This window comes from Leisingera daeponensis DSM 23529, from assembly GCF_000473145.1.
Classification (GTDB): Bacteria; Pseudomonadota; Alphaproteobacteria; order Rhodobacterales; family Rhodobacteraceae; genus Leisingera; species Leisingera daeponensis.
In genome coordinates this window covers 2,148,495-2,170,928 of record NZ_KI421500.1, presented here as the reverse complement: position 1 = coordinate 2,170,928, position 22,434 = coordinate 2,148,495, and the positions used below count along the sequence as shown (strand labels likewise).

Genomic DNA, 22,434 nt, shown 5'->3' with positions numbered 1-22,434 from the left:
GCGGGAGTCCCGCGGTGCCATCAGACCCTGTCCGGACACCCCGCCCGGGTTCGAGTTTCACATTCGATGGCAGGTCTCCTGACTTGCGGGTCGTCGCTGTCCCGATCCTTCCCGGCCTCTTTACGGGCCAGTGGCTCTATCGGGGTCGCTCGCCGCTTACAGTTGCGGGGGCAGTCGCGGAATTGGCCTTGCCTGGGGCGGGGCCGCACCGTGTTCCCTTTTCATCCCGGACACAAGATTCTGTGGCACGGGAACCATCACCACAAGCGGTAGCGGCTGGTTCCGTGAGTCGTCAATCGGTTTTCTGCGGCGGAATTTGCATCTGGGTGTGCAGGGCACGTATGACATCCGAGTCCCGCCGCACCCGCGCCAGCTGCCAGCCGCCCTGCAGCAGGATATAGAAATTCTCCGCCGCTGCGCTGGCCTCATCCTGCGGCAGGCCCAGGCGCTGGGCGTGGCGGGCGGTGGCGGCAATCCAGCTCTCGAACAGATCTGCGGCGTGCTGGCGGAAGGCGTCGTTCTCCGGCCCGGCGAACAGGGTTGCGGAGACCGGGCAGCCGCTCCACTTGCCTTGTTTGTCAAAGAGTTTCGCCAGTTTGTAGCAGACCGTTTTGGCCCCGGCCTGAAAGCTGGGCGCAGGGTAGAAGGCGGCGTCGATCAGTGCCAGCATCTGGTCCGACGCCCAGGTGGACGCGGCCAGCGCAACGTCGGATTTGCCGTTGGGGAAATGGTGGTAGAGCGAGCCCTTGGGCGCCCGGGCCACCGCCAGAAGTTCCGCCAGTCCGGTGCCGTTGTAGCCTTTGTTGCGGAACAGATCTGCCGCAGCGCGGATCAGCCGGTCCCGGGTCGGGGCCGGAGCCTGGCTGCTGTCGGGCGGGGCGGCTGTCGTCACGTCAGTCATGGCGGCAGCTTGACAGCATTAGACCAATTGGTCCAGTCAGGAAGTGGACCAATTGGTCTAGGGGGCTGCCATGCTGGACAGACACGCAGAACATACCGCCGGTATCCGGGAGGAAGAACTGCGCTTTGCGTCCGGGGAGGCCGTGCTGGCGGGGCGGCTGTACCGCCCGGGCGGGGCAGCGCGGGCAGCGGTGGTGCTGAATGGCGCAACCGGAGTGCCGCAGCGGTGTTACCGGCATTTCGCGCGCTGGCTGGCGGCGGAGCAGCAGATTGCCTGCCTGACCTATGACTACACGGATTTCGGGGACTCGGCGCGGGGCCATCCGCGCCGGTCCAAGGTCACGATGGCCGATTGGGCGCTGGGTGATCAGCCCGCCGCCCGGGCCGAAATGCGGCGGCGATATGCGGGCGTGCCGTTGTGGGTGATCGGCCATTCTCTGGGGGCAATGCTGATGCCCTTGCAGAATGATCTTGAGGACGTCGCCCGCATGATCGTGGTTGCGGGCGGCTTGGTGCATCACCACGATCATCCCTGGCCCTACCGCGCGCTGGCGCTGGCTTTCTGGTTCGGCCATGTGCCGCTGGCGGTCCGTGCCGTGGGGTATCTTCCCGGGCGCGCGGTGGGGTTCGGGGCCGATTTGCCGGCGGGGGTTTACTGGCAATGGCGGCGCTGGTGCACCACCCGGGGCAGCTATCTGCCGGAGACGGGCCAAAGCCTGCCGCTGCCCCGCTGGGCAGAGACCGGAATCCCGGTGGATTTGTTTGCGCTGGCGGATGACGACGTCGTGCCGCCGCCGGCTGTCTGGCGGCTGGGAGAAGTTTTTGGCGGCGCAAACCAGCGCCGCACGGTTCTGGCGCCGGGGGATCTGGGGCTGAAGGCAATCGGCCATCTGGGCGCATTTGCCCGCGAGAATGCCGCGCTGTGGCCGCGGCTGCTGCCCTGACCCGTTCCGGCGCGGCGCAGCGGCTTAGGCGGTGCGTTTCAGCCGCTCTTCGGTGAATTTGGCGAATTCCGCCAGCCGCAGTTTGAACCGGCTGGTCAGCTTGCTGCGCGCAAGCTTCAACGACTGCACCAGCAGGCGTCCGGTCAGATTGGCAGGTGAAAGGTCCAGCTGCACCGACATCCGGGTCCGCTGCGGCGACAGCGCCAGCAGTTCGATTTCCATCCGTCCGTCGATGCCGCTGCCGCTGCCGGTCAGGGTCAGCCCGGTATCCGGCGTATAGGACACCAGCGTCAGCCGGATCTCGCGCGGCTTGCCGCGGAAGCTGAAGTTCAGATCCCAAGCCAGGCCGTTCTCAGGCCGGGAGAGGTCGCCGGTGCGCTGCAGCTCGACGCCGCGGCGCAGGGCGGAGCGCTCCATCAGCTCAAAATCGGAGATTGCGCCGAAAACCTCTGCAATCGGGGCCTCGATATCTTCTTTGCTTTCAAACTTCATGTCTGCCTGCCTCAGCTGCGCCGTCCGGCTGCGGTGCGCTTTGGGGCAATATGCGCCCTAGTCCAGCGTGTCCGCAAGCCAGTTCTTCAGCAGAAAATGGGCAATCGCCCCTTCCCGCGCGGGCTTCAGCACCGGGTGTTCGCCTGCAAAGACGGTCATCATCTCCTGGCGGCTGACCCACAGCGCGTCTTCGATCTCGGACGGATCGATGGTGATGCCGCGGCTCAGCGCCTCGCCTGCGCAGCCGAACATCAGCGACATCGGAAAGGCCCAAGGCTGCGAGGAGAGGTAGCTGACGCGGCCGACCTTGACGCCGGTTTCCTCCAGCACCTCGCGGCGCACCGCGGCCTCCAGCGTCTCACCGGGTTCGACAAAGCCTGCGAGCAGCGAATACATCCCTTCGGGCCAGCCGGGCGAGCGGCCCATCAGCACTGAGTCTCCATGGGTGATCAGCATGATCACAACCGGGTCGGTGCGCGGGAAGTGGGGTGCCTTGCAGGCCGGGCAGATGCGCTGCCAGCCCGCTTGCGCCACATCGCTGGGCGCACCGCAGCAGGCGCAGAACCGGTGGCTGCGGTGCCAGGCCAGCATCGCCTTGGCGGTGGAGGCCAGTTCGGCCTCCAGCGGCGTCAGGCGGGTCATCACCCGGCGCAGTTCGGCAAACACATGGGCGGGCGGCAGATCCGGGTGCTGCTGTTCGCTGGCATCGGCAAAGCTGTTGAGCGCGTCCGGGTCCAGGTCTTCGGGCTGCCAGCCGCTGATATCGCAGGCAAAGCAGGGGGCGCCGCCAGGGGTGAGGCCAAGGAACAGCGCCGTGTCCTTGCGGCTGGCGGCCAGCGGGTGGTCCGGCGCGGTCCAGGCCAGACCGCAGGGAAGGCCGGTGTCTTCAGCGCGGAGGGTCAGCGGTTTGCCGCGCCACATCAGCAGCACCTGAGCTTGCGGGCTGCGCCAGGCGGCGTCCAGCGCTGCCGGGTCGGTGCGCAGATGCGCGGCGCGGTCCAGACCGCCGCCGCCGCCGAAAGTCACCTGTTCTGCGCGTTTCATGGCAGCTCTCCTTTGACTGGCGGCAGGCAGCCGCGGCTGCCGGATGAAACGATGCAATCCATGACAGTGTGCCGCAGGCGGTGCCAGCATTCCGCTGCGATCTGCGCTTGCCTGTCGCTGCGCCGCCACACCTTCCCGGCCGCTGCGCGGGCTTTCGCCTGCAAACCATGGTGCAACTGTGCCGCAGGACAGGGGGCGGCGCGAAAAAGTTAACAGGCCTCTAAAAGGAGTTATTGCAAATCCTTAGAACGCTGATTCAAATGGCCGCCAATCAAGAATGGCACCGAATGGTGCGGAAAGAGCGGCGGGCAGGCGGTGTCAGCAGAGATTCGGACATGACAGGCGGGGCAGGAACTCCGGAGGCCCGGCCCGCTGGGGTGCTGCACGTGCTGGCGACCACGGACCTGCACTGCAACCTGCTGAGCCACGACTACTATGCCGACCGTCCGGACCCGGCCATAGGCCTGTCCCGCGTGGCCAGCCTGATCCGCCAGGCGCGGGCCGAGGCGGCGGATCAGGGCGCGGCCTGCATCCTGGTCGACAATGGTGATGGCCTTCAGGGGTCGCCGCTGGGGGATATCGTGCCTGGTGCCCCGGGGCCGCATCCGCTGGCACGAGCATTTCAGGTGCTGGAATATGACGCGGCGGGCCTGGGCAATCACGACTTTGACTTTGGCCTTGCGGCGCTGGCCGGGGTGCTGCGGGACATGCCGTGCCCCGTGCTGTGCTCTAACCTGACCGCCGTGCAGGCGGAAATTGATCTGCCTTTTACAAAAACAGCGGTGCTCGAACGGCAGATCCCGGGGTGCCCCGGGCTGCCGCCGGTGCGGATCGGGCTGCTGTCGGTGCTGCCGCCGCAGACGCTGATCTGGTGCGGCCGGGCGCTGGAGGTTCCGCTGGCCGCAACGGGCATCGTGGAGACCGCCGAGGGTGAGGCCCGGCGGCTGAGGGAGCAGGGCTGCGATCTGGTGCTGGCGCTGGCGCACACCGGGATTGCTGCCGGGACCGGTGCGGACAGCAGCGAGAACGCGCTGGAGCAGCTGGCGGCGCTGCCTGGGATCGACGCGGTGGTGGGCGGCCATACCCATCTGACACTGCCCGGAAAGGAGCACGCCTTCGCCAAACCGGTGGTGATGCCGGGGGCGCATGGATCGCATCTGGGGGTGATCAGCCTGGAGCTGGAGTACGGCGAGGCGGGCTGGCGGCCCGCCGGCGGCAGCGCCAGCCTGCGGCCGGTGGCGCAGACGGGGCGCTCCGGTGCTGCTGTGCCGCTGGCGAAGGAGGAGCCAAGCTTCACCCGGGCGCTGGCGGCGGATCATGCCCGCACCCTGGAGCGGATGCGGCAGCCCGCGGGCTACAGCCCTGTGGCGATGCATTCCTATTTCACCTTCTTTGCGCCCGACCGGGGTCTCGCGCTGGTCGCCAGCGCCCAGGCGGCTGCGGTGCGGCCCTTGCTGCGCGGCACCGCGGCGGAAGCCCTGCCGCTGCTGTCTGCGGCGGCGCCGTGCAAGTTCGGCGGCCGCTCCGGACCGCATTATTATACCGACATCGCAGCCGGGGAGCTGTGCGCCCGCAATATTGCGGATCTGCAGGTGTTCCCGAACGAGCTGCGGGTGGTTGCCGTCACCGGGGCGCAGCTGCGGGAGTGGCTGGAGATGTCGGCGGGGCTGTTCAACCAGGTCGCGCCCGGCAGCCGCGGCACATTGCTGGCCGATCCGCAGCGGGCGGGGCACCATTTCGATGTGATCTTCGGGCTGACCTATCAGATCTGCCTGTCGCAGCCGCCGCGCTATTCCGCCAGCGGGGAGTGCATCAATCCCTCGGCGCAGCGGGTCCTCGATCTCAGCTGGAACGGCCGCCCGGTGGCGCCGGAGCAGCGCTTTGCGGTCGCCGCCAACAGTTACCGGGTCAGCGGTGGCGGCAGTTTCCGGATGCTGCACGCGGCGGAGGAGCTGCCGCTGGCGCCGATGCGGATCCGCCAGGCGGTGCGCGACTATATCGCCGGGCAGCTGCCGCCGGACCCGCTGGCAGAGGCGCCCTATCCCTGGCAGCTGGCGGCGATGCCCGGCACCAGCGCGGTGGCTGTGACCGGGCCGGGCGCGGCTGCGCATCTGGACGAGCTGCCTGCCGGGCTGGCAGAGCCGCGCGGGTTCGGCAGCGGCGGCTTCTGGGAGATTGAACTGCACCTTTGAGCCTGTGACCGCAGTCCGGGCACGGCCCTTGCCATTCCCGGCGGCGGTCCTTATATCGGGATTCGAGAGGTTGGCGCGGGCAGGCGCCTCGCCAACCTGGTCAGGTCCGGAAGGAAGCAGCCACAACGAGCCCCGCTTGGGTCGATGTCCAGCCTCTCACTTTACTCCCCCGCACAGAATGCAGACCGGAACCCCTCCCGCCCGCTTCGGCGCAATCAAAGATTGCACCGCCGCCGTTGGGCCCGGCGCCGCGCTGCCGCGCGGCGGGATCCGCTGCTTCATCTGGCTGAAAATATCCTGGGGTGAATTGGCCGTGAGGCCAAGAGGGGCAAAGCCCCTCAGCCGTTTTGCGCTCAGAACCGGCCGTTGTCTGCCGGATAAACGCCGAGGATTTCCACATTGGTGGTGAAATAGCTCAGCTCGTCCATTGCCAGCTGCACATTGGCATCATCGGGGTGGCCTTCGATATCGGCGTAAAACTGGGTGGCGGTGAACGAGCCGTCCACCATGTAGCTCTCCAGTTTCGTCATGTTGATGCCGTTGGTGGCAAAGCCGCCCATCGCCTTGTAGAGCGCGGCCGGGATGTTGCGCACCTGGAATACGAAACTGGTGATCATGTTGTGGGCACCGCGGCGGGTATAGTCGATGTCCTTCGCCATGATCAGGAAACGTGTGGTGTTGTCGCCGTTATCCTCGATGTGGCGGGCCAGCACCTCCAGACCGTAGATCTCGCCGGCCAGTTCGCTCGCCAGCGCAGCGGAGTGGATGTCGCCGGCCTCGGCCACGTCACGGGCAGCGCGGGCGTTGTCGGGGCTGACGCGGCCGCGGATGCCGTGCTTTCGCAGGAAGGTGGCGCATTGCGGCAGCAGCACCAGATGCGAATGCGCCTCGCGGATGTCCTCCAGTTTCGCCCCCGGCACCGCCAGCAGGTTGATATGCACCCGCACGAATGCCTCGTCGATGATGTGAAGCCCGCTGTGCGGCAACAGCCTGTGGCTGTCGGCGACGCGGCCGTAAGTAGAGTTCTCCACCGGCAGCATTGCCTGTTCCGCCTCGCCGCTGCGCACGGCCTCCAGAATGTCCTCGAACGTGCGGCAGGGCAGCACCTCCATGCCGGGGCGGGCAATGCGGCAGGCCTCGTGGCTGTAGGAGCCAAGCTCCCCCTGAATGGCGATTTTGCGGCTCATGGGTGTGTTCCCCGTGCAAAACTTCAAGATTTGGGCGTTTCGTCGCGCTGTCTATACCTTGCCACTTGCAAGGGGAAGCCTTAGACACCCCAGCAGACAGCTAAATGGACTCGCGATCATGTTTGACACGATGACCCTCACCAAAGCGACCGCAGGCCTCTGCGGCGCGTTCCTGGTATTCCTTCTGGGCAAATGGGGCGCAGAAGTACTGTATCACATGGACAGCCACGGTGAGGCTTCCTATGTGATCGAAGTTGCCACCGACGAAGGCGCCGGCAGCGATGAGCCGGAAGTCAGCTTTGCAGAGCTGATGGCCGCCGCCGACGCAGCCAAAGGCGCCAAGGTGTTCAAGAAATGCTCCGCCTGCCACAAGCTGGCAGATGGCGCCAACGCAACCGGCCCGTATCTTTACGGCGTGGTTGGCCGCGACATCGCCTCCGCAGCGGGCTTTGGCTATTCCGGCGCGCTGACCAGCCTCGAAGGCGCCTGGACCCCGGAAGAACTGGACGCGTTTCTGGCCAAGCCGTCGGCCTATGCCTCCGGCACCACCATGTCCTTCTCCGGCCTGAGCAAGCAAAGCGACCGGGTGGATCTTATCGCCTATCTGGACAGCCTGGACGACTGATCCGGACCGCTGTCCCAGCTATCCAATAAAGAAGCCGCTGCGGTTTGCAGCGGCTTTTTTCGCGCCTGGCAGGGCGGTGCCGGCTCAGGCCGGGTTGTTTTCCCGGTAATAGGCCAGCGCATCGCGCTCCTGGCCGTCGGGCAGAATGCAGACGCCGATCGTGCCGGACTTGCCGCTGCGCAGCACGTACTGGCCGCCGGCCTGCACGCAATAGGCCTCTTCCGGGCTGGTGTAGACCACTTCCTCTTCCTGCTGGGCGCAGGCGCTGAGCGCGGCGGCTCCGGCAACCGCAAGCGCGGCAAATTTCATTGGTTTCAGCATCGGCAGACTCCCTCATTCTATAACGCAATTGTGATATGAGGCTGGCAGGTAATTTTATTTCGCGCAAGCGCGGCGGCGCGCAGGTCATTGTTTCGGCTGCTTTATGCCCAGAACACTTTGCCAATCACCCAATCTCAACTTGAATGTTACCGCCCCCGGACATTAGCTTGAGGGCAGAAATCCGGGCCGAAGTTCCGGGCAAAGGAGGTCATGGCAGATGAAAACCGCTCGAGCTGCGGCACGCGTGCGCGTGAAAGACAGGGCGAACCCGCTGCAGGCCGCGGCGGCGTTGGCCTTGGGGGTTGTTCTGGCACTGGCGGCGGCCACGCTGGCCAAGGCGGAAGAAACCGTCATCAAAAGCCATGGCTTTGCCGAATTCGGTGAGTTGAAATACCCGGAGGGCTTTGCCCGTTTCGACTACGTTAACCCGGACGCGCCCAAAGGCGGTGAACTGTCGATCTCCGCCGTGGGCACGTTTGACAGCATGAACCCCTTCACCCGCAAGGGGCGGGCCGGGGCGCTGTCTTCGGACCATTTCGAAAGCCTGCTGGTGGAATCTTATGATGAGCCGGGCTCCTATTACGGGCTGATCGCCGAGAGCCTGGAATACCCCGAAAGCCAGGATTGGGTGATTTTCAACCTGCGGCCTGAGGCAAAGTTTTCCGACGGCACCGCGGTCACTGCTGAGGATGTGGTGTTTTCCCACAACATCCTGCTGGACCAGGGGCTGAAATCCTATGCGGAGGCGGTGCGCAAACGCATCCCCAAGGCCGAGGCGCTGAGCCCGCACCGGGTGAAATTCCACTTCTCCCCGGACTTTCCGCGCCGGGCGATGATCACTCAAGTTGGCGGCACGCCGGTCTTCTCCAAGGCCTGGTTCGAGGCCGACCCGGAGAACCGCCGTCTGGATGAGCCGCGGCTGGATCCGGGCATCGGCTCCGGCCCCTACGTGCTGGAAAGCGCCGAGGTGAACCAGCGCATCACCTACAAGCGCAACCCCGATTATTGGGGCGCGGACCTGAACGTGAACGTAGGCCGCCACAACTATGACCGCATCCGGGTGGAGTATTTCGGCGACGCAATCGCCGCGATGGAGGGGTTCAAGGCGGGCGTTTACACCTTGCGCCCCGAGAACAACTCCAAAAGCTGGGCAACCGCCTATGACTTCGCCGCGGTGGAAAAGGGCCAGGTGGTCAAGGGTGAAATCCCCGACGGCAACGTGCCGGCCGCCAACGGCTTTGTGATGAACCTCTTGAAGCCTAAATTCCAGGACATACGCGTGCGCGAGGCGCTGCAGCTGGCGTTCAACTTCGAATGGACCAACGATAGCCTGCAATACGGGCTGTTCCGCCACCGTTCGTCCTTCTGGCAGGATTCTCCGCTTGCGGCCAAGGGGCTGCCGGAGGGCCGCGAGAAAGAGGTGCTGGAAGCGCTGGGTGATCAGATCGACCCGACAGTTCTGACCTCGGAGCCGGTGATGGCGCATAGCTCCCAAGCGTCGCGCCCCGGCGACCGCAAGAACCTGCGCCGGGCAATGAAGCTGCTGGAAGAGGCCGGCTGGACGGTTGGCGATGATGGGATGCGCCGCAACGCGGACGGCGAACCGCTGAAGGTGGAGTTCCTGGCCGACAGCCCGACAATCGAGAGGATCGTGCAGCCCTATATCAGCAACCTGCGCACCATGGGGGTGGATGCGGTGCTGAACCGGGTGGACTATGCCCAGTACACCAGCCGCCGCCGGGAGAAGGAGTTCGACATCATCTCCCATGCCTATCCGATGTCGCTGGAGCCTTCGACCGGCCTTTATCAGTATTTCGGTTCCGAAGCGCATGAGTATTCGGTGTTCAACCCCGCAGGCCTGGCCGATCCGGCGGTGGATGCTCTGATCGGCAATATTGTAAACGCCGAAACCCAGGAAGAGCTGCGCGCCAACGCCCGCGCGCTGGACCGGGTGCTGCGCGCCAAGCGGTTTATGGTGCCGACGTGGTATCTGGACGTGAACTGGATCGCCTATTGGGACATGTACCGCCACCCGGAAAACCTGCCGCCGTATAACACGGGGGTGCTGGATCTGTGGTGGATCGACGCCGCCCGGGAGGCCGAGCTTAAGTCCGCTGGCGCTCTGCGGTAAGACACAGACATGGCAGCTTATATCTTCCGACGCCTGCTTTTGGTGATACCGACGCTGTTCGGCATCCTGCTGGTGAACTTTGCGCTGGTGCAGTTTGTGCCCGGCGGCCCGGTGGAGCAGATCATCGCCCAGCTTGAAGGCGGCGGCGATGTGTTCGAGGGCTTTGCCGGAGGCGGCGGCGACGCTGGCACCGAGGCGATCAGCGCCAATGAGAACTATGCCGGCCGCCAAGGCCTGCCGCCGGAACTGATCAAGGAACTGGAACAGCAGTTCGGCCTCGACAAGCCGCCGCTGGAGCGGTTTCTGACCATGCTGTGGAACTATGTGCGCTTTGACTTTGGCGAGAGTTATTTCCGCAAGATCGGCGTGACCGAGCTGGTGCTGGAAAAGATGCCGGTCTCGATCTCGCTCGGCCTGTGGTCGACGCTGATCGCCTATCTGATCTCGATCCCGATGGGCATCCGCAAGGCGATGCGCGACGGCTCGCCGTTCGACACCTGGACCAGCGGCGTGATCATCGCGGCCTATGCGATCCCGGGGTTCCTCTTTGCCATCATGCTCTTGGTGCTGTTTGCCGGCGGCTCCTACTGGCAGATCTTCCCGCTGCGCGGGCTGACGTCGGACAATTGGGAACAGCTGAGCCTTTTGGGCAAGATCGGCGACTACTTCTGGCATATCGCGCTGCCGGTGCTGGCCTCCACCATCGGCGCCTTTGCGACGCTGACACTGCTGACCAAGAATTCCTTTCTGGATGAAATCAAGAAGCAATACGTGATGACAGCCCGCGCCAAGGGCCTGAGCGAGAACCGGGTGCTCTATGGCCATGTATTCCGCAACGCTATGCTGATCGTGATCGCGGGGTTTCCGTCGGTCTTTATCGGCATCTTCTTCTCCGGCTCGCTGATCATCGAGACGATCTTCTCGCTTGACGGGCTGGGGCGTCTGGGGTTCGAGGCCGCGGTCGCGCGCGACTATCCGGTGATCTTCGGCACACTGTTCATCTTCGGCCTGATGAGCCTGGTGGTCGGCATCATCTCCGACCTGATGTATGTGCTGGTCGATCCGCGCATCGACTTTGAGAAGCGGGAGGGCTGAGGGATGGCACTCTCACCGCTGAACCAGCGCCGCTGGAACAACTTCCGCAAGAACAAGCGCGCCTTCTGGTCGCTGATCATCTTCTCCGTGCTGTTCACGCTGTCGCTGTTTGCCGAGTTCATCGCAAACGACAAGCCGATCCTCGTAAGCTACCGTGGCGAGCTTTACACGCCGGTCTTCAAGTTTTACCCGGAGACCCAATTCGGCGGCGACTTCCGGACCGAGGCGATTTACAGCGACCCGGAAGTGGAATGCCTGATCCGCTCCGGCGGGATCGAGGACTGCTTTGACGAGCCTGAGGTGATCCTGGAGGGCATTTCGGCAGGCACTTATGCCGCCGAGGGGTTCGAGGAAGGCTGGACCCTCTGGCCGCCGATCCCCTACAGCTTCAATACTACCGTGGACCGCCCCGGCGCGGCGCCGCTGCCGCCCAACGGCCAGAACCTTTTGGGCACTGATGACACCAAGCGCGATGTGCTGGCGCGGGTGATCCACGGCTTCCGCCTGTCGATCCTGTTCACCCTGATCGTGACCGGTGCCGCCACGGTGCTGGGCATCCTCGCGGGCGCGGTGCAGGGGTATTTCGGCGGCTGGCTGGATCTGGTGTTCCAGCGCATCATCGAGATCTGGAGCTCCACTCCGACGCTTTATGTGATCATTATCATGTTTGCGATCCTGGGACGCAGTTTCTGGCTGCTGGTGTTCCTGATGGTGCTCTTTGGCTGGACTGCGCTGGTGGGGGTGGTGCGGGCCGAGTTCCTGCGTGCCCGCAATCTGGAATACGTCCGCGCGGCCAAGGCGCTGGGGGTCGGCAACATGACCATTATGTTCCGGCACATGCTGCCCAATGCGATGGTGGCGACGCTGACCATGCTGCCGTTTATCGTGACCGGCACCATATCTGCGCTCGCGGGGCTGGATTTCCTGGGCTTCGGCCTGCCGTCCTCGGCGCCGAGCTTGGGCGAACTGACGCTTCAGGCCAAGCAGAACCTTGAGGCGCCCTGGCTGGCTTTCACCGCCTTCTTCACCTTCGCGATCATGCTGTCGCTGCTGGTGTTCATCTTTGAGGGCGTGCGGGATGCGTTCGATCCGAGGAAGACGTTTTCATGATTGAGAAAAATACCAGGGGTGCGCCTGCCGGGGGGCAGGCAGGCGTGACCCGGGCCGCGAGCGGCCCGGGTTTTGAGCGGCGTGCCAGAGGCAAAACATAATGAACAACACACCCAAAGCCCCCCTCCTGAACGTCGAGAACCTCCGTGTCTCCTTCCGGCAGGACGGCAAGATCACCCCGGCCGTGCGCGGCGTGTCCTTCTCGGTGGGCCGCGGCGAGACCGTGGCGCTGGTGGGCGAGTCAGGCTCCGGCAAATCGGTCTCGGCGCTGTCCACAGTCTCTCTGCTGGGCGACAGCGCCATCGTTGAAGGCTCCGTCACTTACGACGGCACCGAAATGGTCGGCACCAGCGAGCGCCACCTGATGCAGGTGCGCGGCAATGATATCAGCTTCATTTTTCAGGAGCCGATGACTTCGCTCAACCCGCTGCACACCATCGAACGGCAACTGGAGGAGTCGCTGGCGCTGCACCAGGGGCTGACCGGCAAGGCGGCGCGGGCGCGTATTCTGGAGCTTATGGAGAAGGTCGGCATCCGCGATGCGGAAAGCCGTCTCAGCGCCTATCCGCATCAGCTTTCGGGCGGGCAGCGGCAGCGGGTAATGATCGCCATGGCGCTCGCCAACAAGCCCGACATCCTGATTGCGGACGAACCGACCACGGCGCTGGACGTGACCATCCAAGCGCAGATCCTCGACCTCTTGGCAGAGCTGAAGGAAAGCGAGGGGATGGGGCTGCTATTCATCACCCACGACCTAGGCATCGTGCGCCGAATTGCCGACCGGGTCTGCGTGATGAAGGACGGCGAGATTGTCGAGGAGGGGCCGGCGGCGGAGATCTTTGCCGCCCCCAAACACCCCTATACGCAGAAACTGCTGGCCGCCGAACCGTCCGGGACCCCGCCGCCGGTGCCGCAGGGCGCCGAAGAGCTGGTTGCGACCCGTGATCTCAAGGTTTGGTTCCCGATCCAGCGGGGGCTGCTGAAACGCACGGTGGGACATGTGAAGGCGGTGAACCCGGTCACAGTCTCGGTCCGCGCGGGGGAGACGCTGGGGATCGTCGGCGAGAGCGGCTCCGGCAAGACAACGCTGGCGCTGGCGATCATGCGGCTGATCGGCTCCGAGGGGCAGGTCACCTTTCAGGGGCAGGACCTGCGGAAATGGTCGACCCGCGACCTGCGCAAATTGCGCAAGGATATGCAGATCGTTTTTCAAGATCCCTTCGGCTCGCTCAGCCCGCGGATGACCTGCGCCCAGATCATTGCGGAGGGGCTGGCGATCCACAACGTTGACCGGCACCGCAACACCCGCGAACTGGTGGCCGAGGTGATGCGCGAGGTGGGGCTGGACCCGGCGGCGATGGACCGCTACCCGCATGAATTTTCCGGCGGCCAGCGCCAGCGCATCGCCATTGCCCGCGCCATGGTGCTGCGGCCCAAGCTGGTGGTGCTGGACGAGCCGACCTCGGCGCTGGACATGACGGTGCAGGTGCAGATTGTCGAACTGCTGCGCGATCTGCAGGCGCGCTACGGGCTGGCGTATCTGTTCATCAGCCATGACCTGAATGTGGTGCGGGCGATGTCGCACAACGTGATGGTGATGAACCAGGGCGATGTGGTCGAAGCGGGGCCTGCCGATGCCCTGTTCCGCAGCCCGCAGCATGACTATACCAGAAGGCTTTTGGCGGCTGCCGGATAAACTCCCGGGGTTGCAGTTAATACCCATGTAAAAGCTGCGCGCATAAAGTGCATTAATTTTAATCAGTTTAAAACTGCGTAAAATTATGCAAAAATGCCGCCATGCAAACAAATGGAATGGATCTTTACGAAAGATTCATGTCAGCGCGGACCAGCGCTGACAGGTGGCGGATTGCGAACGAGGTGATGGCCTCGCTTGGAGCCATCGCGCTGAACGTGGCGGAAGTTGAAATAAAAACCCGCAGGCTGCTTTGGCTGCGGAGCAGCATGACCCGCGCATTTCTCGCCGAATATGCGCAGCAGAAATTCTACGAAGTGGACCAGTTTGTCTCCGGAATCGGCCTGCCGTTCTACCCGTCGCTGCACGTGACCGGCACACTGGAGCGCGCAACGGCGCCAAGCCAGCGGCACTTGGACTTCAATTGGACGACCTGGGATATGGGTTACACCTTGGGGTATGCGATGCGGTTTGCGGGGGCTTGTCCAGGCACCAGCAAGACAGTCGTGTTTTGCGCCGGTGAGAAGGCGTCGGAGTTCACGGCGGAGCAGTTCGAGAAGATCCGGCAGGCGGGAACGGCTGTTGCTGCATTCATCTGCGCGCCGGGCATGGGACAGGAATATCCCGCTTTTGCCGCCCAGGAATCCGGCAACGCTCTGTCGAGCCGTGAAAAACAGATGCTGGCGCTGCTGGCGGCGGGGTACCTCAATACCCGCATCGCGCACGAACTGGGAATCGCCGAGGTCACCGTCCGCAAGACCCTGTTGTCGGCCCGCCGCAAACTGGGCGCAAAAACGCGCGAGGAGGCGCTGGCGATTGCCGTCCGGTCCGGTCTTCTGGACTTTTGAAAAGGCCGGGATGGGCATCCCGGCCTTTCTCAAATGGTTCGGTGCTGAAATGGCGGTCCCGTCCCGTGCCCGAGTACCAGAGCGGGCTGAAGCGGCCCGCGAGAGAACTGCGGATGCAGCCTCGTCGCGTTCCGGGAGGAACAACGCTTGCAAACGCGGAAAGGCCTGCGTTTGTGCTGCGATGGGGAACCCCGGAACGCAACATTAGTATGAAACCGGACAGCAGCCCGCGCCAGCTATCGATACCGATATGGGCCGCTGTCCGGGACCTTAGATCGCCGGGCTGTGCCCAGCTTTGCTTAGCTCATAGGCGTCGAGGCTGCGGGCGATCATCCGGGTCAGCGGCCGGGCCTCCCGCTTGATGACAAGACCCGCAGATGACAGTTCCAGCATGCCGGGAAACGCCTCTGCGGTGCCGCGCAGCAGGGCGTCGAGGCGGGCCGGGGAGACATCGAACCGGGACAGGATCTCCTCGCGGCAGATCCGGAAATCGCACATCAGCGCTTCGATCAGCCGCGCCCGCAGCAAATCCTCGCCCTGGAAGGTGTGACCGCGCGCGGTGGCGAACTGGCCTGCGCGGATGGCCCGGATGTAATCTGAGGTGCCGGGGGCGTTCTGGGCATAGCCTTGCGGGAACCGCGAGATGGCCGAGGCGCCGATTCCGATCAGAACGTCCGAAGGATCGTCGGTATAGCCCTGGAAATTGCGCCGCAGCCGGCCGCTGCGCTGGGCAATGGCCAGCCCGTCCGCGGGCCGCGAGAAATGGTCGATGCCGATCTCCCGGTAGCCATCCCACAGGAACAGCTGGCGCGCCGTTTCAAACAGCTCCAGCCGGGCCTCCGGCGTTGGCAGCGTGTCCGACCGGATCATGCTTTGCCGCCCGGCCATCCAGGGCACATGGGCATAGCCGTAGACGGCCACCCGGTCGGGTGTGAGCGACAGCAGCTTCTGCACGCTTTCGGTCATCCGCTCTGGGGTCTGATGCGGCAGCCCGAACAGGATGTCGGCATTGAGGCTGCCGACCCCGTGCGCCCGCAGCATGTCGATGGCCTGCTTGGTGGTCTCGAAACTCTGGATCCGGCCGATCGCCTGCTGGATGGTGCTGTCGAAATCCTGCACTCCGACAGAAGCGCGGTTTATGCCCGCCTGGGCCAGCGCATCCAGGCGCCTTTCGCCGACCTCGTTCGGGTCGATCTCGACCGAAAACTCGGCATAGGGCGCCAGCGGAAACGCGCCGGTGACCGCTGCGGCCAGATCGCGGATCTGTTCCGCGCTCAGCAGGGTCGGGGTGCCGCCGCCCCAATGCAGTCGCGACAGGGTGATGCCGTCGGGCAGCTGCTGCCGGAGCAGGGCGATCTCTGCCTTCAGAACCTCCACATAGGCCGCCACCGGCGCGTCCGATTGGGTGCCCTGGGTGCGGCAAGCGCAAAACCAGCACAATCTGCGGCAGAAAGGCACATGCACATACAAAGAGATTTTGCTGCCCGCGCGAACGCTGGATATCCAATTGGAAAATTGCGCGGAATCGGTTGATTTGCCAAAATGCGGCGCTGTCGGATAACTCGTATAGCGCGGCACTCTGGCGTCAAACAAACCGAGTTTGGCCAATTGAGCTTTCTGATCCATTCCATTACCGTTAAGGGAACGAGCGAACCCAAGCCTTGACCCAGATCAACCGGACCCCCTGATGAATGCTCCTATCCTGTCACAGTCCAGATGCGGGGACTGCCCGATCCGCCACCGTGCCGTCTGCGCACGCTGCAACGCGGACGAGCTGGAGGAGCTGGACGCCATCAAATACTACCGCACCTACGAGGCGGGGCAGCCGATCATCTGGTCGGGCGACGTGATGAACTTCGTCGGCTCGGTGGTGTCCGGCATTGCCTCGCTGACGCAGACGATGGAGGACGGGCGCACCCAGATGGTGGGGCTCTTGCTGCCCAGCGATTTTGTCGGCCGCCCGGGCCGCGAAGGCGCGGCCTACGATGTGGCGGCGACCACCGATGTGGTGATGTGCTGCTTCCGCAAGAAGCCGTTTGAGGAGCTGATGGAGCGCACGCCGCATATTGCGCACCGTCTGCTGGAGATGACGCTTGACGAGCTGGACGCAGCGCGGGAGTGGATGCTGGTGCTGGGCCGCAAGACTGCGCGCGAGAAGATCGCGAGCCTGCTGGCGATCATCGCGCGGCGCGATGCCACTCTGACGCCGGGCGGTGCCACCAACCGGATGGTGTTCGACCTGCCGCTGACCCGCGAGGCGATGGCGGATTACCTAGGCTTGACGCTGGAAACCGTGAGCCGCCAGATCTCGGCGCTCAGGAAGGACGGCATCATCGAGCTGGAGGGCAAGCGGCATGTGACCGTGCCCGATATGCGCCGCCTGATGGAAGAGGCCGGCGACGACAGCGACGGCGGCTTCCTGGGCTAAGCGCGCGGGCGGCAGTCCAATCATTCCCTGTTTCACGTGCCGCCGGTTGCGGGCGGTCCCCAGTGATCAAAGCCGTTGGTGCAGGAGGGCAGGCCGGGTCCTCCCGCGCCCGCGCATGCCCGGCTGCGCCGGACCCGCTGGCGGCCTTGGGCCCGGCACCGCGCAGCGGTGCCATGCCCAACGGGAGGAAGCCGTTCCAACTGGAAGGGCAGACGACGGGCGGGAGTGCCCCGGGGTGCGTCTGGCGGAAATCCGGACCCCGGCAACCTGAAGCCAGGGCGTGACCCGGCAAAAGGACTGTGATCTACTGGCGGCACCACAATAACGGAGGCGGGAATGCAGTTTGGAAGCCTGATCGGGATGCTGATCATCGGAGCCTTGGCCGGGTGGCTGTCGGGAAAGATCATGCAGGGACGGGGGTTTGGCCTTTTGGGCAATATCATCGTCGGCGTGGTCGGCGCCTTTCTGGCCGGGATGATCTTTCCGGCGCTGGGATTTGCGGCGGGAGGCGGATTTTTCTGGTCGCTGGTTCATGCCACGATCGGGGCGGTGATCCTGCTGTTCCTGATCAGCCTCATCCGCAAGGCCGGTTAGGCTGCTGGCGGGCGGAACCGGAAAAGGCGCCCTGCGGGGGCGCCTTTTGTCACTGCATCCGGCTGGAAGGGCCAAGCCGTCAATGCGCCATCAGCACCGGGACCGCCGCCTGTTCCAGCATGTTGCGGGTGGCACCGCCGAGAATGGCCTCGCGGAAGCGGGAATGGCCGTATGCCCCCATCACGATCAGCTCGGCGGCTGTATCGGCCGCATGGCGGTTCAGGATGTCCGACACCCGGGTCAGCGTCTTGCTCAGCACGTCGATCTCGCAGGTGACCCCGTGGCGGGACAGCATCTGCGCCAGCATGCCGCCCGGATCGGAGCGCTCCGGCCCGTGCTGCGGCGGGTCGATCACCGCAATGCGCACCAGGTCGGCACCGGTCAGGAAGGGCAGCGACCTGCGGATCGCGGTCATCGCCTCAATGCTTTCGTTCCAGGCCACCAGCACGGTCTTGGGCCGGCGCAGGGGCTCGCCCTTGTCCGGCACCACCAGCACCGGCGCGCGGCCCTCGAACAGGGCCGATTCGACAATCGGCTCGGCCTCGGCGCGTTTTTCCTTGCCATAGGGCTTGCCCAGCACCACCAGGTCGGAGAAGCGGGCGTGGCGTGCTACGTGGCGGCCAAGATCGGCGATCTGGGCGACACCGCTGTCGGTGGCAAAAGGCACGCCTGCGCGCTGCAGCGTTTCCACGGCGCCGGCCTGGATCGCTTCGGCCTCTTCCTGGGCGCGGGCCAGGGTTTCCTGCAGCACCATCGCATTGGCGCCTGCATAGTAATAGCCTGTCTGGGTGCGGTCGACGCCGAGGCAGAGCGCATCGGCATGGGCGCCGAATTCCTCTGCCAAAGCCGCAATCTGCGCCAGAGGCGCCGTTGCGGTTTCCGCAGCCGTAAGGACAGTAAGCAAGGATTTGTAGGACATGACACCTCCCGGCGGGGTCTGCGCCGCGGGCCCCCATGGCCCCGGCGAAGGGATTTTCAAAGCACGGGAAGAAGTGTCACATGTCGGCGGGAAGTGTCTTGATGCAGATCAAGGCAGGAGAGAGGCGCGTTTTGCAAGAAGAGCGCGGTCTATTAACGTCCCCGTATCCGCAGGATTCGCGGGGGCACGGCAAAGGGACGCAAGATGTCTAACTATATCAAGCTGATAGCGCTTGGTCTGGTCACGCTGTTTGCGATGATCGGTACCAATTACGCGCGGGATCTGGCTTACCAGGTGCATGCGGTCATCGTGATGATCGTGGCTGGCGGCCTGTTTCTCTATACTTTGCGCCACACCAATGAGCCGAAAAAGGCAGTTGCAGGTGTGGAAAATGAGTATTTCGACAGCGTTGTGCGCGCTGGTGCAATTGCAACCGCCTTTTGGGGCGTGGTCGGGTTTCTGGCCGGAACCTTCATTGCGTTCCAGCTGGCCTTTCCGGCGCTGAATTTCGAATGGGCGCAAGGGTTTGCCAATTTCGGCCGCCTGCGCCCGCTGCACACCTCGGCGGTGATTTTTGCCTTTGGCGGCAACGCGCTGATTGCGACCTCCTTCTACGTGGTGCAGCGGACCTCCGCGGCGCGCCTCTGGGGCGGCAACCTCGCGTGGTTCGTGTTCTGGGGCTACCAGCTGTTCATCGTGCTGGCGGCAACCGGCTACCTGCTGGGCGGCACCCAGTCCAAGGAATACGCGGAGCCGGAATGGTACGTTGACCTGTGGCTGACCATCGTCTGGGTCGCTTATCTGGCGGTGTTCCTGGGCACTATCATCAAGCGCAAGGAACCCCACATCTACGTGGCGAACTGGTTCTACCTGTCCTTCATTATCACCGTCGCCATGCTGCACCTGGTCAACAACGCGACCATCCCGGTGTCGATCTGGGGCTCCAAGTCGGTGATCGTCTGGCCGGGCGTGCAGGATGCCATGGTTCAGTGGTGGTACGGCCATAACGCCGTGGGTTTCTTCCTGACCGCGGGCTTCCTGGGCATGATGTATTATTTCATCCCGAAGCAGGCCGAGCGTCCTGTGTTCTCCTATAAGCTGTCGATCATCCACTTCTGGGCGCTGATCTTCCTGTACATCTGGGCGGGTCCCCACCACCTGCACTACACCGCGCTGCCTGACTGGGCCTCGACCCTGGGCATGGTGTTCTCGGTGATCCTGTGGATGCCCAGCTGGGGCGGCATGATCAACGGCCTGATGACGCTCTCGGGCGCCTGGGACAAGCTGCGCACCGACCCGGTGATCCGGATGATGGTGATCTCCGTCGGCTTCTACGGCATGTCCACCTTCGAAGGCCCGATGATGTCGATCCGCGCGGTGAACTCGCTGTCGCACTACACCGACTGGACCATTGGCCACGTGCACTCCGGCGCACTCGGCTGGAACGGCATGATCACCTTCGGCGCGCTGTACTATCTGGTGCCGGTGCTGTGGAAGCGTGAGCGCCTGTACTCGCTGAGCCTCGTGTCCTGGCACTTCTGGCTCGCCACCATCGGCATCGTTCTCTACGCCGCGTCGATGTGGGTGACGGGTATCATGGAAGGCCTGATGTGGCGCGAAGTGGACGCCAACGGCTTCCTGGTGAACTCCTTTGCCGACACCGTGGCAGCGAAGTTCCCGATGTATGTGGTGCGCGGTCTGGGCGGGGTCATGTTCCTCGCGGGGTCCCTCATCATGTGCTACAACCTGTGGATGACCGTCCGCCGGGCCCCGGCCAAAGAGGCCAGCCTGTCGGTTCAGGTCCCGGCTGAATAAGGAGGGCCGGAGCAATGGCAATTCTCGACAAACATAAGATCCTCGAGACCAACGCGACCCTCCTGCTGATCTGCAGCTTCCTGGTCGTGACCATCGGCGGACTGGTGCAGATCGCACCGCTGTTCTACCTGGAAAACACCATCGAGGAGGTGGAGGGCATGCGTCCCTACACCCCGCTCGAACTGGCGGGCCGCGAGGTCTACATCCGGGAAGGCTGCTATGTCTGCCACAGCCAGATGATCCGTCCGATGCGCGACGAGGTCGAACGCTACGGCCACTACTCGCTGGCGGCAGAGTCGATGTACGACCGCCCGTTCCAGTGGGGCTCCAAGCGGACCGGGCCGGATCTGGCCCGGGTGGGCGGCCGCTACTCGGATGAGTGGCACCGCGACCACCTGCGTGATCCGCAGGCGGTGGTGCCGGAGTCGGTGATGCCGAAATACGGCTTCCTCGAAGAGAAGAAGATCGACGGCAAGTACATCGGCGACATCATGGCCACCAACGCCATGCTGGGCACCCCCTACAGCGAGGACATGATCGAGACCGCACAGGCCGACTTCCGCGCCCAGGCGGATCCGGACAGCGATTATGACGGGCTGCTGGAGCGCTATGGCGACAAGGTCAACGTGCGCAACTTCGACGGTCAGCCGGGGGTCTCTGAGGCCGATGCGCTGATCGCGTATCTGCAGATGCTGGGCACGCTGGTCGACTTCTCGACCTTCACCCCGGATGAAAGCCGGTAAAGGAGGATAGGATGGAACTCTATACGCTCCTCAGGGAATTCGCAGACAGTTGGATGCTGCTGTTCCTGTTCACCGTCTTCATCGGCGTCATTGTCTGGGCGTTCCGCCCAGGCAGCACCAAGGCCTACGAGGATACTGCAAACATCCCGTTCCGCCACGTTGATGCACCTGCGCCCCGCAAGGGCGACGAGACAGCCGCGCCCCGAGGGGGCGACAAACCCGCCGCGACTAAGGAGGCGAGGGCATGAGCAAGAAATCGCAAAAGTTCGAGGGCGATCCGAAGACCACCGGCCACGAGTGGGACGGGATCGAGGAGTTCGACAACCCGATGCCGCGCTGGTGGTTGTGGACTTTCTACGCCACCATCATCTGGGGTGTTCTTTACACCATCGCCTATCCGGCCTGGCCGCTGGTCAACTCGGCCACGGCAGGCATCCTGGGCTGGTCCACCCGCGGCGACGTGGCAACTGAGATCGCGTCGGTGGAAGAAGCCAACGCGCCGGTCAACGCCAAGCTGGAAGCGGCTGAGCTGGTCGCCATCGCGGGCGACACGGAGCTGAACACCTATGCCGTCTCTGCCGGTTCCGCCGTGTTCAAGACCTGGTGCGCCCAGTGCCACGGCTCCGGTGCGGCTGGCGCCAAGGGCTATCCGAACCTCTTGGACGACGACTGGCTCTGGGGCGGCTCGGTGGAGGACATCCACGCAACGGTGACCCACGGCATCCGCAACGAGGACAGCGACGAAGCGCGCTATTCCGAGATGCCTGCCTTTGGCCGCGATGAGCTTCTGGAGAAGGAAGAAATCTCCCAGGTGGTCAACTACGTGATGTCGCTGTCGGGTGAGCCGCAGGACGCCTCGAAGGTCGAAGCCGGGTCGGTTGTCTTTGCCGACAACTGTGCCTCCTGCCACATGGAAGATGGTACCGGCGACCGCGCGCAAGGGGCACCGAACCTGGCTGACGCGATCTGGCTCTATGGCGGCGACTACGCCACCCTGACCGAGACCGTGACCAATTCGCGCTATGGCGTGATGCCGGCCTGGAACACCCGCCTGACCGAAGCGCAGATCCGCGCTGTGTCGGCCTATGTCCACCAGCTGGGCGGTGGCGAATAAGACAGACCGGGTAATAGAAGAACAAGGAAAGGGCTGCCCGGCGGGCGGCCCTTTTCCGTTTTGGGGCAGGCTGTGCGCAAGCAGACGCCGTGCAGCCGCACAGCTGAATCATCACTGAGGCGGACGGCAAAACCGCGTGATGCTTCGGAAGCTGCTCGCCCGCGCTTGAGGCCGCGGCCGTCGGGAAGACGCCGCAGCCTGGGGCCGTCGGCTGAGATCAGGCTGCTGCAAGCAAATCA

At 64.3% G+C, this 22,434-nt stretch carries 21 protein-coding genes, 1 other RNA gene and 1 riboswitch; of the genes, 15 read left to right on the top strand and 7 right to left on the bottom strand.

Annotated elements, in window-relative coordinates; all coding sequences use genetic code 11:
* Positions 1-51: 51 nt before the first annotated feature.
* A riboswitch (cobalamin riboswitch) is annotated at positions 52-274 on the bottom strand.
* Between the two features lie 18 nt (positions 275-292).
* Complete coding sequence (locus tag DAEP_RS0111015) at positions 293-901, bottom strand: TetR/AcrR family transcriptional regulator (protein ID WP_027244687.1); 609 nt, start codon at positions 899-901, stop codon at positions 293-295.
* Between the two features lie 70 nt (positions 902-971).
* On the opposite strand from DAEP_RS0111015, the gene DAEP_RS0111010 reads away from it, so the two are divergent.
* Entirely contained in the window at positions 972-1,844 is an 873-nt protein-coding gene (locus tag DAEP_RS0111010) for an alpha/beta hydrolase family protein (RefSeq protein ID WP_027244686.1), read from the top strand.
* Positions 1,845-1,868: 24 nt separating this feature from the next.
* On the opposite strand, the gene DAEP_RS0111005 is transcribed toward DAEP_RS0111010, so the two are convergent.
* Together DAEP_RS0111005 and nudC are read right to left on the bottom strand one after the other, a co-directional pair.
* Complete coding sequence (locus tag DAEP_RS0111005; protein WP_027244685.1) at positions 1,869-2,336, bottom strand: SRPBCC family protein; 468 nt, start codon at positions 2,334-2,336, stop codon at positions 1,869-1,871.
* Positions 2,337-2,393: 57 nt separating this feature from the next.
* Positions 2,394-3,380, bottom strand: a complete 987-nt coding sequence (gene nudC / locus DAEP_RS0111000) for an NAD(+) diphosphatase (protein WP_027244684.1) — start codon at positions 3,378-3,380, stop codon at positions 2,394-2,396.
* A 335-nt stretch (positions 3,381-3,715) separates the two neighbouring features.
* On the opposite strand from nudC, the gene DAEP_RS0110995 reads away from it, so the two are divergent.
* Entirely contained in the window at positions 3,716-5,572 is a 1,857-nt protein-coding gene (locus DAEP_RS0110995) for a 5'-nucleotidase C-terminal domain-containing protein (protein WP_027244683.1), read from the top strand.
* Positions 5,573-5,635: 63 nt separating this feature from the next.
* Positions 5,636-5,734: signal recognition particle sRNA small type (ffs, locus tag DAEP_RS23580), an RNA gene on the top strand.
* A 191-nt stretch (positions 5,735-5,925) separates the two neighbouring features.
* Here ffs and DAEP_RS0110990 read toward each other — a convergent pair.
* Positions 5,926-6,759 carry a prephenate dehydratase gene (locus tag DAEP_RS0110990; RefSeq protein WP_027244682.1) on the bottom strand — a complete coding sequence of 278 codons (834 nt, stop codon included), beginning with the start codon at positions 6,757-6,759 and terminating at the stop codon, positions 5,926-5,928.
* A gap of 118 nt (positions 6,760-6,877) precedes the next feature.
* Between DAEP_RS0110990 and DAEP_RS0110985 the strand changes: the two genes are divergently transcribed.
* Positions 6,878-7,384, top strand: coding sequence for a c-type cytochrome (locus DAEP_RS0110985; RefSeq protein ID WP_027244681.1), 507 nt, complete (start codon positions 6,878-6,880; stop codon positions 7,382-7,384).
* An 84-nt stretch (positions 7,385-7,468) separates the two neighbouring features.
* Here the strand turns inward: DAEP_RS0110985 and DAEP_RS0110980 are convergent, their stop codons facing one another.
* Complete coding sequence (locus DAEP_RS0110980; RefSeq protein WP_008553403.1) at positions 7,469-7,705, bottom strand: putative hemolysin; 237 nt, start codon at positions 7,703-7,705, stop codon at positions 7,469-7,471.
* A 217-nt stretch (positions 7,706-7,922) separates the two neighbouring features.
* Here DAEP_RS0110980 and DAEP_RS0110975 point away from each other — a divergent pair, with 217 nt between their 5' ends.
* The 5 genes from DAEP_RS0110975 (at position 7,923) to DAEP_RS23575 (ending at position 14,582) form a co-directional block, all read left to right on the top strand.
* Entirely contained in the window at positions 7,923-9,836 is a 1,914-nt protein-coding gene (locus DAEP_RS0110975) for an extracellular solute-binding protein (protein WP_027244680.1), read from the top strand.
* Between the two features lie 9 nt (positions 9,837-9,845).
* Positions 9,846-10,931, top strand: a complete 1,086-nt coding sequence (locus DAEP_RS0110970; RefSeq protein ID WP_008554878.1) for a microcin C ABC transporter permease YejB — start codon at positions 9,846-9,848, stop codon at positions 10,929-10,931.
* Positions 10,932-10,934: 3 nt separating this feature from the next.
* Positions 10,935-12,041 (top strand): ABC transporter permease, encoded by a 1,107-nt coding sequence (locus tag DAEP_RS0110965; RefSeq protein WP_027244679.1) that lies wholly within the window; start codon positions 10,935-10,937, stop codon positions 12,039-12,041.
* 100 nt (positions 12,042-12,141) lie between these two features.
* Positions 12,142-13,737 carry an ABC transporter ATP-binding protein gene (locus DAEP_RS0110960; RefSeq protein ID WP_027244678.1) on the top strand — a complete coding sequence of 532 codons (1,596 nt, stop codon included), beginning with the start codon at positions 12,142-12,144 and terminating at the stop codon, positions 13,735-13,737.
* 116 nt (positions 13,738-13,853) lie between these two features.
* Positions 13,854-14,582, top strand: a complete 729-nt coding sequence (locus DAEP_RS23575) for a response regulator transcription factor (RefSeq protein WP_008557384.1) — start codon at positions 13,854-13,856, stop codon at positions 14,580-14,582.
* 270 nt (positions 14,583-14,852) lie between these two features.
* On the opposite strand, the gene hemN is transcribed toward DAEP_RS23575, so the two are convergent.
* On the bottom strand, positions 14,853-16,208 hold the full coding sequence (gene hemN / locus DAEP_RS0110950) for an oxygen-independent coproporphyrinogen III oxidase (RefSeq protein WP_027244677.1): 1,356 nt from the start codon (positions 16,206-16,208) through the stop codon (positions 14,853-14,855).
* A 61-nt stretch (positions 16,209-16,269) separates the two neighbouring features.
* Between hemN and fnrL the strand changes: the two genes are divergently transcribed.
* The gene (gene fnrL / locus DAEP_RS0110945; protein WP_008553698.1) at positions 16,270-17,010 is read left to right on the top strand and encodes a transcriptional regulator FnrL; all 741 of its coding nucleotides are present in this window, start codon (positions 16,270-16,272) and stop codon (positions 17,008-17,010) included.
* 336 nt (positions 17,011-17,346) lie between these two features.
* Entirely contained in the window at positions 17,347-17,604 is a 258-nt protein-coding gene (locus DAEP_RS0110940) for a GlsB/YeaQ/YmgE family stress response membrane protein (RefSeq protein ID WP_008557301.1), read from the top strand.
* Between the two features lie 79 nt (positions 17,605-17,683).
* Here DAEP_RS0110940 and DAEP_RS0110935 read toward each other — a convergent pair whose 3' ends face one another.
* A complete protein-coding gene (locus DAEP_RS0110935) occupies positions 17,684-18,523 on the bottom strand; it encodes a universal stress protein (RefSeq protein WP_027244676.1) in 840 nt (279 codons plus the stop codon).
* Positions 18,524-18,727: 204 nt separating this feature from the next.
* On the opposite strand from DAEP_RS0110935, the gene ccoN reads away from it, so the two are divergent.
* Genes ccoN through ccoP form a run of 4 tightly spaced genes read left to right on the top strand, consistent with a single transcriptional unit; the run spans position 18,728 to position 22,195 of the window.
* A complete protein-coding gene (ccoN, locus tag DAEP_RS0110930) occupies positions 18,728-20,338 on the top strand; it encodes a cytochrome-c oxidase, cbb3-type subunit I (protein WP_008553499.1) in 1,611 nt (536 codons plus the stop codon).
* Between the two features lie 14 nt (positions 20,339-20,352).
* Positions 20,353-21,081 (top strand): cytochrome-c oxidase, cbb3-type subunit II, encoded by a 729-nt coding sequence (gene ccoO, locus DAEP_RS0110925; RefSeq protein WP_027244675.1) that lies wholly within the window; start codon positions 20,353-20,355, stop codon positions 21,079-21,081.
* An 11-nt stretch (positions 21,082-21,092) separates the two neighbouring features.
* Entirely contained in the window at positions 21,093-21,329 is a 237-nt protein-coding gene (locus tag DAEP_RS0110920) for a CcoQ/FixQ family Cbb3-type cytochrome c oxidase assembly chaperone (RefSeq protein ID WP_008556234.1), read from the top strand.
* On the top strand, positions 21,326-22,195 hold the full coding sequence (gene ccoP / locus DAEP_RS0110915; RefSeq protein WP_008555209.1) for a cytochrome-c oxidase, cbb3-type subunit III: 870 nt from the start codon (positions 21,326-21,328) through the stop codon (positions 22,193-22,195). The genes DAEP_RS0110920 and ccoP overlap by 4 nt, the downstream gene beginning before the upstream one ends.
* The last annotated feature ends 239 nt before the right edge of the window (positions 22,196-22,434 follow it).